This is a genomic window from Acinetobacter sp. Q85-2, assembly GCF_013420555.1.
GTDB classification, from domain to species: Bacteria; Pseudomonadota; Gammaproteobacteria; order Pseudomonadales; family Moraxellaceae; genus Acinetobacter; species Acinetobacter indicus.
This window is the reverse complement of sequence record NZ_VOXW01000011.1, coordinates 28,867-41,504: the sequence shown is the minus strand read 5'-3', so window position 1 is coordinate 41,504 and position 12,638 is coordinate 28,867. Positions and strand designations below refer to the sequence as shown.

The 12,638-nt window shown below is 46.2% G+C and carries 13 protein-coding genes; 8 read left to right on the top strand and 5 right to left on the bottom strand.

Annotation, left to right across the window (positions count from 1 at the left end; all coding sequences use genetic code 11):
* The first annotated feature begins 19 nt into the window (after positions 1-19).
* Positions 20-121 (top strand): cytochrome bd-I oxidase subunit CydX, encoded by a 102-nt coding sequence (gene cydX / locus FTT68_RS07960; RefSeq protein ID WP_002120988.1) that lies wholly within the window; start codon positions 20-22, stop codon positions 119-121.
* Between the two features lie 3 nt (positions 122-124).
* Positions 125-427 (top strand): cyd operon YbgE family protein, encoded by a 303-nt coding sequence (locus tag FTT68_RS07955; RefSeq protein ID WP_005177656.1) that lies wholly within the window; start codon positions 125-127, stop codon positions 425-427.
* Positions 428-790: 363 nt separating this feature from the next.
* Here the strand turns inward: FTT68_RS07955 and aroC are convergent, their stop codons facing one another.
* The 3 genes from aroC to FTT68_RS07940 form a co-directional block, all read right to left on the bottom strand.
* A complete protein-coding gene (gene aroC / locus FTT68_RS07950; protein WP_016658184.1) occupies positions 791-1,882 on the bottom strand; it encodes a chorismate synthase in 1,092 nt (363 codons plus the stop codon).
* 14 nt (positions 1,883-1,896) lie between these two features.
* Positions 1,897-2,907 (bottom strand): 50S ribosomal protein L3 N(5)-glutamine methyltransferase, encoded by a 1,011-nt coding sequence (gene prmB, locus FTT68_RS07945; RefSeq protein ID WP_045795711.1) that lies wholly within the window; start codon positions 2,905-2,907, stop codon positions 1,897-1,899.
* A gap of 168 nt (positions 2,908-3,075) precedes the next feature.
* Positions 3,076-3,453, bottom strand: a complete 378-nt coding sequence (locus tag FTT68_RS07940; RefSeq protein WP_227554581.1) for a lysozyme inhibitor LprI family protein — start codon at positions 3,451-3,453, stop codon at positions 3,076-3,078.
* A 197-nt stretch (positions 3,454-3,650) separates the two neighbouring features.
* Between FTT68_RS07940 and FTT68_RS07935 the strand changes: the two genes are divergently transcribed.
* The 5 genes from FTT68_RS07935 (at position 3,651) to FTT68_RS07915 (ending at position 8,845) form a co-directional block, all read left to right on the top strand.
* Positions 3,651-3,956, top strand: coding sequence for a hypothetical protein (locus FTT68_RS07935; protein WP_005177647.1), 306 nt, complete (start codon positions 3,651-3,653; stop codon positions 3,954-3,956).
* 165 nt (positions 3,957-4,121) lie between these two features.
* Positions 4,122-5,495, top strand: a complete 1,374-nt coding sequence (locus tag FTT68_RS07930) for an AarF/ABC1/UbiB kinase family protein (protein WP_005177645.1) — start codon at positions 4,122-4,124, stop codon at positions 5,493-5,495.
* A 224-nt stretch (positions 5,496-5,719) separates the two neighbouring features.
* Positions 5,720-7,015 (top strand): acyl-CoA dehydrogenase family protein, encoded by a 1,296-nt coding sequence (locus tag FTT68_RS07925; protein ID WP_005177643.1) that lies wholly within the window; start codon positions 5,720-5,722, stop codon positions 7,013-7,015.
* 26 nt (positions 7,016-7,041) lie between these two features.
* Positions 7,042-8,241, top strand: coding sequence for an acyl-CoA dehydrogenase family protein (locus FTT68_RS07920; RefSeq protein ID WP_075174883.1), 1,200 nt, complete (start codon positions 7,042-7,044; stop codon positions 8,239-8,241).
* A gap of 115 nt (positions 8,242-8,356) precedes the next feature.
* Complete coding sequence (locus FTT68_RS07915) at positions 8,357-8,845, top strand: GNAT family N-acetyltransferase (protein WP_104513276.1); 489 nt, start codon at positions 8,357-8,359, stop codon at positions 8,843-8,845.
* A 91-nt stretch (positions 8,846-8,936) separates the two neighbouring features.
* Here FTT68_RS07915 and FTT68_RS07910 read toward each other — a convergent pair whose 3' ends face one another.
* Positions 8,937-10,142 carry an alkane 1-monooxygenase gene (locus FTT68_RS07910; RefSeq protein ID WP_180175274.1) on the bottom strand — a complete coding sequence of 402 codons (1,206 nt, stop codon included), beginning with the start codon at positions 10,140-10,142 and terminating at the stop codon, positions 8,937-8,939.
* 192 nt (positions 10,143-10,334) lie between these two features.
* Between FTT68_RS07910 and FTT68_RS07905 the strand changes: the two genes are divergently transcribed.
* Positions 10,335-11,273, top strand: a complete 939-nt coding sequence (locus FTT68_RS07905; RefSeq protein ID WP_016658191.1) for an AraC family transcriptional regulator — start codon at positions 10,335-10,337, stop codon at positions 11,271-11,273.
* Here FTT68_RS07905 and lpxB read toward each other — a convergent pair.
* Positions 11,263-12,432 (bottom strand): lipid-A-disaccharide synthase, encoded by a 1,170-nt coding sequence (gene lpxB / locus FTT68_RS07900; RefSeq protein WP_180175273.1) that lies wholly within the window; start codon positions 12,430-12,432, stop codon positions 11,263-11,265. The genes FTT68_RS07905 and lpxB overlap by 11 nt on opposite strands.
* Between the last annotated feature and the right edge of the window lie 206 nt (positions 12,433-12,638).

Sequence of the window (12,638 nt, the reverse complement as noted above, 5' to 3'; positions counted from 1 at the left end):
CGCTAAAGGAGTAAAGATTATGTGGTATTTTGCTTGGATTCTCGGTATTTTGATGGCCTGTTTTGCAGGTGTACTGAGTGCGCTCTATATCGAGCATCATCAAGACCTGGATGAGGAATAAGTCATGACAGAGGTTGTAATGGAAACTCCAGTAATCGAAAAAAAACCGAATAAACTTGCGATGGTCATTTCTTGCTTATTGGCCTTTCCATTGGCAGCCGTGTTATTACTTCATCCAGCTGCCATGTTGGATGCCGATGGCAATTACAGCCACAGTGCCATGATGTATATAATGATTGGCATTTCCGGCGGATTTATCCATGGTGTTGGTTTTGTCCCACGTTTCTGGCTGTGGAAATGGCTGTTTAGTCCATTTGTGGCCTGGCCATTAATGATCTGGGGCTATTACACCTGGTTCTTTTCTTGATGAAACAAGCTCCCTTCGGGGAGCTTTTTAATTTCTGGGAGATTCATTCTGATACAAAATGGGATCAGCACAATTTCATCACAAGATGATTTCCCACATCCTTTAAAAAAGATCAGCCCGATCTCTTTTAAAAATTAAAATCTATTTTTATCCAACCCCGCTTTTTATTTATATCTGAATTGATGTCTATGTGGATGCTTAATTTAAGGTGGTGATAAAGCAACCAATATTTAGATTCAAGCTCAATCAACTTCTGTATTTATCTCATTGATCGTGGTATTTTCTTAGGAAATTTCAAACGGATACAACCTATCGCCATAAAAAAAGCCGGACATTCAGTCCGGCTTCTTTAATCTGGGATAATTAAGGCTCAATCGGTGCAAATGGCGCCACCACATCGGCATTTTGTGCACGGTGACGTAAGAAATGATCCATCAGCACAATCGCCAGCATCGCTTCCGCAATTGGTGCAGCACGCACACCCACACATGGATCGTGACGGCCTTTGGTCAGTACATCGGTATCTTCACGGTCAATGGTAATGGTTTTACCCGGTGTGGTAATAGACGCCGTTGGTTTAAGCGCAATCGCCACACGAATGGTTTGACCACTGGAAATACCACCCAAAATACCGCCAGCATGATTGGCCAGGAAGCCTTGTGTGGTCAGTTCATCACGGGTTTCATGACCGAACTGTTCCGCCACGGCAAAACCATCGCCAATTTCTACGCCTTTAACCGCGTTAATCGACATCATGGCATGGGCAATATCGGCATCTAAACGGTCAAATACCGGCTCGCCCCAGCCCACAGGCACTTTTTCGGCCAGAATTTCCAGTTTGGCGCCACAGCTGGTGCCTTGTTCACGTAGTGAAGTCACCAACGCTTCAAAACGTGGCACAGCATCGGCATCGCCACAGAAAAACGGGTTATTCGGCACTTCATTCCAGTCCAGCTTTTCCGCTTTTTCGGTGCCAATCTGGGTCACATGACCACGAATCAGAATCCCGAATTTTTCTGCCAGATATTTTTTGGCAATCGCACCGGCAGCTACACGCATCGCAGTTTCACGGGCACTGGAACGACCACCACCACGATAATCACGGAAACCGTACTTTTGCGTATAAGTATAGTCGGCATGACCCGGACGGAAAGTCTGGGCAATGTTGCCATAATCCTTGGATTTCTGGTCGGTATTGCGAATCAGCAAGCCAATTGGGGTACCTGTGGTTTTACCTTCAAATACCCCAGAAATAATTTCAACCTGATCCGGCTCTTTACGCTGGGTTGCAAATTTGGAAGTCCCCGGCTTACGGCGGTCCAAATCGTGCTGTAAATCGGCTTCAGTCAGTTCCAGGCCCGGCGGTACACCATCAACAATGGCCATCAGGCCTACACCATGCGATTCACCACAAGTCGTGACACGGAAGAGTTGTCCAATACTATTACCTGCCATGTGCAACGACTCCTTTATGAATTAACAGATTGAATGAATAAATCGCGGTATTGACGGCACTGTGCTGCGGTTAGGGCAAAAATGCCTGAACCACCTTTCTGGAATTGTAGCCAGTGGAAATCGACGGTATTAAAGTTCTGTTTCATGGCCCATTCAGAGTTACCGACTTCAATCACAATCAGACCATCTTCGGTTAAATAGTCTGCGGCTTGGGCCAGCATTTTACGCACCAAGTCCAGACCATCCTGACCGGCAGCCAACGCCAGCTCTGGCTCATGACGGAATTCATCTGGCAGGTCGGCCATGTCTTCGGCATCGACATATGGTGGATTCGATACAATCAGATCATACTGATTTTCTGCTGGAATTTTAGAGAACAAATCCGACTCAAGCAGCGCCACCTGATACTGCATGTTGTGATGTTCGGTGTTAATGGCCGCAACTTCTAAAGCATCTTTAGAAATATCGGTCGCATCCACTTCCGCATCCGGGAAAGCATAAGCCAATGCAATTGCAATACAGCCTGAACCGGTACACATATCCAGAATACGGCGTGGCATTTGCGGATTTGGATTGGCCGGCAAGTTATTATTGGCTTCGCCCATCTGGCCATTTTCATCCAGACAATATGGCGCAAAACGGTTTTCGATAAGTTCAGCAATTGGTGAACGTGGAATCAGTACACGCTCATCGACATAAAACGGCTTGCCATAGAAATAGGCCAGATTGAGCAGATAAGAGGTTGGCGTGCGTTCATTAATACGACGCTCCAGCAGACTTAAAAATTCCTGCTTTTCGCTCGGCAGTAATTTGGCATCCAGAATTTCTGCATCGGCATTCCAGTCCAGCGACAGGGTTTGTAATACCAACGCGGAACTTTCAGCAAAATAATCTTCTGTACCTTGACCTAGATGTGCATCATATTGACGTAATGCTGTTACACCAAAACGGATAAAATCACGAATGGTGACTAATGTTTCAGCGGCTTCCTGCAAATGTTCAGGGCTAATAGTCGGTCGATCCACCTAAGGTCTCTCCAGAGTCAATTTTTTAAAACGCCTTATGATACCTTGTTTTGTGCGCTTTTATAATGTCTCTGTGCGTAAAAGCCGGATTTCAATCTGATAAATTGATCTCAACTTTCACGGCCTTAGCCAGATTTGGAATAAAGCCCTGAAATGCTAAGTACAGGATTAACGGGCAATAAATTTGCTCTGATAATAATTGGCCTGATCAATCACCTGTGCCAGCGTACAACGCGATTGCTGCAATTTGGCAACATCACCGTTCATGCCCCGATAGCATTGCTGCTTTAAACGCTGCTCCCACAGCGCATGTTGCTGGGCAATATTGGCCTGATATGCCCCACTGGCCCGATAGTAAGACTTATAGCTTTTCTTTAAGCGTTTTTGCTGCTGTTTCAGTTCTTTATTGACACATTTTTGCAAGACGGATGTTTGCCCATAAGCATGATTGCTACATTGAATATACTGTTTTGAATAACTTTCCTGCGCATAGGCCGAACCCGCCAGCAGCGCCCAGGCCATTCCCCCGATGAATGCTAAACGCATCATATTCCCCTTGCTGCCAAACACAGCGATCATCTTTGTTTTAATTTATGTAAAGCATATTACTGAACTTCAAGCAAAAAACCTATAGCGATGAACAGGATAGAATTTCCAGATCTTCACAATTTCCTGCCATTTTGCGATTGAATCTGCAAAAATAGACCTTATATTGACTATGAGACTCCCATGAACCTGTTGATATGAGTTACAAACACAATAACCTGCTGGCCATGCGTCAAAACTACTGGAATGACAACGATTCACCGCGTGTCTTGCAGGAAAAACAGTTTTTACAGCAGATGCTGGTGGAACGCGGCATTTTTCAGGATGCGACTTTGGATGATGCCAAATATCTGTTCTTTAACCTGCCCAGCATTATTATTGTCAAAGGCTATGCGCATGGTTTTCTGCATGAATCGGTACAAAGCCTGATTTTAAAATACATTGATGAAAACAAGCAGATGCTGCAACAAAAAAGTACCCTCAAGATTAAATTCCGGATGTGAGTGAGCGAAATTGCATCTTTATAGATTTTGCTTAGGCTATTTCATAGAGAATGCAAAACTTAACTCGACATTCAGCAACTTGAACTTTTTTAATACGTTAAGACCCGTTAATATTCGTTAAACTATGACCTTTCTGCGAATTGCTGATTGAAGGATTAAATTTACATGTCAGATCAGAACGATAAGCTTAAACAATTGAAAACTTCCTCTATGGATCGACGCTTATCGATCGCGAAGGCATCGTTGCTGGCCGGGACACGTTGGGCCGCCTCCAGCGCCGGTTCAATCTTTTCCAGTGAAGAAGAAAAAGAAAAGAAACGCAAAAAAGCCATGAAAGAACAGGCCGATTATCTGGTCGCAGAAATTGGCAAACTGAAAGGCTCTATCGTTAAAATTGGCCAGATGATGGCGCTTTACGGCGAACATTTCCTGCCTGAAGAAATCACCCAAGCCCTGAATACCCTGAATAACCAGACTGTTGCCCTGGCCTGGCCTGCGATTAAAACCCAGTTACAGGACCAGTTAGGTTCCAAACTTAATGATCTCACCATTGACCATGAGCCTTTAGGTACCGCCTCTTTAGCTCAGGTACACCGCGCCACCCGTAAATCTGATGGTATGGAACTGGTATTAAAAATCCAGTATCCGGGTGTGGCCGATGCCATTGATTCGGATATGAGTCTGTTTAAAAACATGCTGAAACTGACCCGCATGGTGCCGCAAACCCGCGAATTTGATCAGTGGTTTGATGAAGTCCGCGAAATGATGCACCGCGAGGTCAATTATCGGATTGAGGCAGCCACCACACGCCGTTTTGCCGAGCGTTTAAAGCAGGACCCGCGCTATATCGTTCCAACCATTATTGAAGATTACTGTACCGATCAGGTGCTGTGCATGACCTTTGAACGTGGCGTACCAATCAACAGTCCGGTGATGCTGTCTTTACCACAAGAACGTCGTAACCTGCTTGGTGAAGCCTCTTTAGAAGTGGCAGTGCGGGAAATTTTTGAATGGGGCGAAATGCAGACCGACCCAAACTTCGGTAACTATCTAGTACGTCTGGGCAATGGCGCAGATGTACAGGATAAAATTGTGCTGCTGGATTTCGGTGCCATTCGCCAGTTTGATGACAACCTGCTCTCGGTCGCACGTAACCTGATTCAGGCCGGCTATCAGCATGACGCGGAGATGATGGTGAAAGCCATGACCGGTTATGAGTTTTTTGACTCCATTCCGCAAAGCATTAAGCCGGATATGGCCAAAGTCTTTTTACTGGCCACCGAAGCCTTTAGCAGTCCTGAAAACAACCCGGATTTACCAGCCGGTGTGATGGATGATCAGCATCGTTATGACTGGAAAAAAAGCCAGCTGCATAGCCGGGTGATGCAACAGGCCTCTAAATCCATGGCTTCACGTTATTTCAGTGTTCCGCCGAAAGAGTTTATGTTTATTAGCCGTAAATTTATTGGGGCTTATACCTTTATGACCGTGATTGATGCCAAAACCAATGTGCGCGACATGATCAAAAAATTCCAGTAAAGCCACACCCGACCCGAATGCAGCTAATGTCATTCGGGTCAATCCTCTCCCTTCCCCGCTCTTTCCAAAAATTAAAAATATAAACAGAAGCAACTATTTAGATTCCTGTTTCATCTTGCAACAACCGTTTATCTTTGACAATTGAGTATGTCAGTTCTGACATGGTTTTTTAAACAGCCGCGTGTCAGCATAAAAATAATCACCCGCATGATGGAACAACAACAATGACCAATATGGTAAACAAGGCCCAAGGATTTGGACTGTCGCTGCTCACTCGGCTTGCCAGCAGCGAGGTTTTAGACCAGCTCAAACTGCGTAAATTTGTAGAAAAATCTTTATATCAGGGGGCCAAAGCCGGCTTTAAAACCTTAAGCGTGACCCAGAAAGCTTTTCAAAAGCACGATGATGTACCCAGACAGCGTTTACCCCATCAGCAAAAATCCCTGTTTGATTTAAGCCTGAGCGAAGAACAGCAAATGACGGTAGATACCATGCAGCAGTTTGCCACAGAGGTGCTTTATCCACTGGCGCATCAGGCGGATCATCTGGAACAGTTTCCCGAAGTGTTATGGCGACACAGTCAGGATTTGGGCCTGAATGATTATGCACTGCCGGAGGCTTTGGGTGGCGTGGCCAGCGAGCAGAATATTGTCACTAATATTCTGATGGCCGAGCATTTGGCCCGGGGTGATTTCAGCCTGACCGCAGGTTTATTGTCGACCTTTGGGGTAATCAATGCCCTGACCCGCTGGGGTTCTGAAAGCATCCAGTCACGTTATCTGACCAGTTTTGCAGAAGATTCGGAACTGCGCGCCAGCTTTGCCGTGCAGGAAGCTACACCGGCTTTTGATCCGCTGCGTTTAAATACACAAGCCACTTTTAGCCAGGGCCAGTACTGGATTCAGGGTGAAAAAACTCTGGTAATGCTGGGTGAAACGGCGGACTTGTATCTGGTAAGTGCTGAATTCAATGGCCAGCCAGAAGTATTTGTGGTGAAACGCGACAGCAGCATTCGTGCACAAAAAAGCCCGGCAATGGGGCTGAAGGCCACAGAAACAGTCACCCTCAGTTTTCAGCATACCCCAGCCGAACGTCTGGGCGATGATGATTTTGACTATAGTGCTTTTATTGATTTGGGTAATTTAGTCTGGTGTGCCATGGCGGTTGGGTGCTGCGAAGCCGTGAAAGCCTATTGTATTGACTATGCCAACCAGCGCACGGCCTTTGGCGAGCCCATCTCACATCGTCAAAGTGTGGCTTTTATGATTGCCGATATGGCGATTGAAATTGATGCGATGCGCATGCTAGTGCTGAATGCTGCCAGTCTGGCCGAAGCTGGACAGGACTTTCATCGGGAAGCCTATCTGGCACGCTTGTTATGTGCAGAAAAATCCATGCAAATTGGCACAAATGGCGTGCAGATTCTGGGCGGTCACGGCTTTACCAAAGAACATCCGGTCGAGCGCTGGTATCGTGATCTGCGCGCGACCGCGATTGTCCAGTCTGGCCTGCATGCCTAAATAACCATAAAAATAAGGAACAGCCCATGAATTTACAGAACCCGAAAAAATTTAAACTGCTGATTGATCAGGCACATGAGGTTGCCCTGAATGTCCTGCGTCCAATTTCACGTAAATATGATAAGGCGGAACATGCCTACCCGAAAGAACTGGATATGCTGGCCTCAGTGGTCGATGGCATGAATGCAGGTGGCGATGGCATGAACGCCGGCGCTGCGGTGAATAAACGTGGCGATACCGCCAGTGGCAATAAAAATGGCGTCAATATGTCCACCGCTTTAAGTATTGTCGAAATGTGTTATGGCGATACCGGCCTGCTGCTGAGTATGCCGCGTCAGGGTCTGGGGAACTCCGCCATTGCTGCGGTGGCCAATGACGAGCAGTTACAGCGTTTTCACGGCACCTGGGCCGCCATGGCCATTACCGAACCCGGCTGCGGCTCCGATTCAGCGGCAATTCGCACCACAGCGGTCGCAGATGGCGATGATTATATCCTGAATGGCGAGAAAATCTTTGTGACCTCGGGTGAACGCGCCGATGCCGTGGTGGTCTGGGCCACGCTGGATAAAAAGCTCGGCCGTGCTGCCATCAAGTCTTTTGTGGTGCCGAAAGGCACGCCCGGCATGACCGTAGAGCGATTGGAGCATAAACTCGGGATTAAAGCCTCCGATACTGCAGCCATCAGCTTTGTCGATTGCCGGGTGCCAGCCAGCAACCTGCTTGGCAATGCCGAGATTGATGTCTCCAAAGGCTTTGCCGGGGTGATGGAGACCTTTGACAACACCCGTCCTTTGGTCGCGGCCATGGCCATTGGCTGTGCCAAAGCATCGCTGGAACGGATCAAGCAGATTTTTAAACATGAGCTGGATGAGCATTATCAGACCGCCTATTTACACAGCTCCCAGATAGCCGCGCAGATTTATCGAATGGAAGCCGAATGGGAAGCAGCGCGTTTATTAATGCTTAAAGCTGCCTGGATGGCCGATAACAAGCAGCCTAATTCCAAAGAAGCCTCAATTGCCAAAGCCAAAGCTGGCCGTGTCGGGAATGAAATTACCCTGAAGTGTGTAGAACTGGCCGCCGCTGTGGGCTATAACGAAGATGAACTGCTGGAAAAATGGGCGCGCGATTCCAAAATCCTGGATATTTTTGAAGGCACCCAGCAAATTCAGCAACTGATTATTGCCCGACGTGAACTGGGCAAAAGTTCCAGTGAACTTAAATAAGATACCGAGTACAGCATCAAGCGACATTTAAAGTCCAATAGATGTGCCTCAAATCTGCTCAAGAGATGAATATTTAGTGATAAAATTCATCTCTTTATCTTTTAGCACTGCGCTTATGTATTTTTTACGCCCGATTCAAGCCCAAGATAATCCTGCACTGGCCCGTATTATTCGTGAGGTTTCCAAAGAATTTGGACTGGCGCCGGAATCCGGTTTTGCCGTGGCCGATGCTGCGGTCGATGATTTATATGCGGTGTATTCACAGCCACACGCACAGTATTGGGTCGTTACCAATAATCAAGGCGACATTTTTGGTGGTGGCGGTGCTGCGCCTTTGCAGGGTGATCCAAGCCGCCTGGAAATCCAGAAAATGTATTTTCTGCCAGCAGTACGTGGCTACGGATTTGCCAAACAGATTCTGGAACACGCTTTTGACTTTGCCCAGCAGGCCGGTTTTCAGTCCTGCTATCTGGAAACCACAGCATCACTGTGGCAGGCAGTGAAACTCTATGAAAAGCTCGGTTTTGTACATTTGTCTGCCCCACAAGGCCAGACCGGTCATAGTCATGCCTGTGAAATCTGGATGGAAAAGAGCGTTAAATGAACATGAATCTGGGTAACATCAACCGCCTGCGTACAAAAAAACCCTACTCACCATAGGGCTGACTAAAACAGTCGAATGGATTTTTCTATACTTAATCTGCCTTCAGGCCAAACTTTTTAAACAGGCTTAAACGGCGTTTCGGCTGGATATTGGCTTTGTTTAAATCACCTTTATAATGCTTGAACACGCGTTTATCCATCATTTTAAACCATAGCGGTGGAATCAGCGCCGGCAGCAACATACTGGCATAACCGCTTGGCAATTCAGGCGCTTCATCAAAATGTCGCAAGGCCTGAAATGGACGGGTCGGATAGGCATGATGATCGGAATGACGCTGTAACTGATATAAAAACAGATTGGTGACAATATTATTGTTGTTCCAGCTATGTTCCGGCTGGGTACGCTCATATTTGCCCTGCGCATCTTTTTGTCGAAGCAAGCCATAATGCTCAATATAATTGACCAGTTCAAACAGGCTGATGGCATAAAAGGCCTGCGTGCTTAAATACGGCACAATGCCTTTCCCAAAGCTCGCCAGCATTCCGGCATGAAACAGCGCACTCATGCCCCAACCTTGTAGCAATTCATTGTCTTTGGACCAGAAATTCTTGCCTTTGCGTTTTAAACGCTGGGTTTCAATTTCAATTGCCGATTTAAACGAGCCTTTCACCGTACGTGGCCAGAATTCATAAAAGGTTTCTCCCATACGGGAAGACGCCGGATCTTCTGGAGTTGCAGCGCGTTTATGATGCCCATACGGATGTTCAATCCGGAAATGGTTATAACCCGATGGTACCAGTGCCAGATGCGACAGATAATGCTCCAGTTTGGAGGATTTATGACTCAGTTCATGCGCAGTATTAATCGCCACCCCATTAACCAGTCCCATCGACGCGCCCAGAAAAATTTTATCCAGCAGTGAAGTCTCTTTACGTGAGACCAGATAGGCCGCATAAATATTGGCGATATACTGCAAGGGAATAAAACTTTTTACCAAACGGGAATAATACGGGTCCTGCTCCAAGAGCTTGACTTCTTCCGGGCTTGGATTGTGCTCGTCTTTACCGACCAGGGTATCAATGCTGGGAATAATCACATGAATTAACAGGGGGCCACCTAGAGCAAATACAGTTTTAAATGGTTTCGGTGCAAACTGGTAACCAGCCAGAATCCCAATGCCTAAAACCGGTAAAAATGGGCTAATCAGCCATAAATAACGTTTTTTATCTAAAGCCAGACCGGATTTTTCAAGTAAAAATTGGTGTTGTTGTTCTGTGAGTTGTAGCGGAGCATTCATTGCCTGCACTTCCATCCTGCTTAACTTATCTATATATTTCAGCAAACAAGCCACAGAGAACAGTTGCAAACGTCCAAAAAAGCTATGTAAACGTCTTTGGCCCACATTGCCTGAAATTGGCCTTTCATCACACGATAAATTCAGGCTTAATGACCAAATAGCTAGGCTCAAATAAGAAGATATCAACCCGATATGGATGCTTTAAGTAAAATTTTTGATGATATTCATCTCAACAAATCTGAATTTATCTATTTGAATCCACAGGGAAACTGGGCATTTCAATATCAGGATCACAGCGCCATTATTGCCTATGTGGTACTAAGTGGTGAATTATATCTGGAATTATCGACCCAGCGTCAGGTCTATGCGCAGGCCGGTGATATTGTGCTGATTCCTTCCGGCGGTAGCCATGTTGGCAAAAGTAGCACGCAACTGGAGTGGCTAGATGCCCTGGATATTAGTGACCTGTTTCAGCAGAAACGCCAGCAGACCATCGAGTTTGGTGAAGCATCCGGTGAAAAATCATTTATTTTAGCCATGCACGGCACAATGGACAGCATTATGGCCAAGCCGCTGTTAAATGCCTTGCCAGACTATATGCATATTCATCATATTATGAGCAGCACTGCGCCGGAATGGTTGCAAATTGGCTTACAGTTTCTGGCAGTAGAAAGCCATCAGATCCGGCCCGGCCGCGATAAAATTCTTGATCATCTGATCAGTATTTTATTTATTGAATGTGTGCGTGATTATATTGCCCAGCTGAATGATTCTAATAACTGGCTCAGTGCCCTGACCCATCCGGAACTGTCCAATGCTTTAACCGCCATTCATGGACAACCGGAAAAAAGCTGGACCGTCGAAACCCTGGCCGAACAATGCTGCATGTCGCGCTCAAAATTTGCCAATCTGTTTGCCCAGATTGTTGGTGAATCGCCACTGGCCTATTTACAGCAACATCGCTTAAGACTGGCGGCTCAATATTTACGTCATGGCCAGCTCTCAATCCAGCAAATTGCCTATAAAGTTGGCTATTCTTCTGAAACCGCCTTTAGCCAGACTTTTAAAAAACAGTTTGCCCTGACCCCAAGCCAGTACCGGCAGCAGTTTCAGCAGGCTCTTATAAAATAGCCAGAATCGCCGCTACCGGGTCTTCACAATTGCCGGATAGCAGCTGTTTATGCATGGTACGATGCTGCATCACCTGAATTTGTGCAGCTTCAATATGCATCAGCTTTTCAATTTCATGCGCCAGACGCTCTGGTGTAGCCTCTTCTTGAATCAGCTCTTCAATGACTTTTTTGCCGGCAATAATATTCGGTAGCGAGTAATACGGAATTTTAACCAGCAGTTTGGCAATCCAGTAGGTAATCCGGTTGAGCTTATAAAAAGTCACCATTGGACGATGCAATAACATCGCTTCCAACGTTGCAGTACCTGAAGCCAGCGCAACAATATCCGCTGCATTCATGACCTGACGGCCAATTTTTGATTCTGTATCGGTATTTTCCAGCAGACTAACCCGTGATCTCAGATTAGCAGCACAATGCTGTAATAAACTTTCAATCTGCTGTTTACGCGCATCGTTAATGGCGGGAATTAAGAAGTGATAGTTTGGATATTTCGCAGCCAGAATTTCAGCGGCTGCCAGAACCAATGGCCCTAAACGCTCAATTTCACCACGACGACTACCGGGCAATAAGGCAATATGCTTTTGCGAAGCTTCCAGCCCCAGTTCCAGTTTGGCATCGGCCAGATTATTATCGACAGGCAACTGACTCGCTAATGGATGCCCGACAAAGGCAGCCGGAACCTGCCATTTTTGATAAAAGGCTTTTTCAAATGGAAATAAACACAGCACCAGATCAATATTGGCTTTAATGCCATGAACACGACCCTGACGCCACGCCCAGACCGAAGGACTGACATACTGCACGGTTTTAATGCTTGGACTTTTCTGCTTCAGGCTTTTCGATAAACGCAGGTTAAAGTCCGGCGCATCAATCCCAATAAAAACATCGACCGGCTCCTTGCTCCACTGTTCAACCAATCCATCACGCACGGCAAACAGCTTTTTAATGTCTTTTAAGACTTCAACAATGCCCATGACTGACAAAATATCCATCGGATAATAGCTTTTAAAGCCTTCAGCCATCATTTGCGGGCCGCCAATGCCTTCAAATTCAGCCTCAATACCTTGCTCACGAAAACGGCGGATCAGTCTGGCACCCAAGGTATCCCCAGAAACTTCTCCCACCACAATGCCTATTTTCAGTTTTCGTTTTTGCAAGACCTTGCTCCTTCAATTGCTGCGTGGAATTTTAACATATTCTGCTTGAAGTGACTGTAACGACTGTTTGTCCTGAGCTGAGAAAAAATTCAGGTTTTTCTATATTTTAACTGCTTTGTTTTTATCCAGTATGACTATCAGGTTTGATTGATGATGCTGTGCTGGGCCCATTCATTTATCACGCTTTCACCGCTTTATCTCACTCT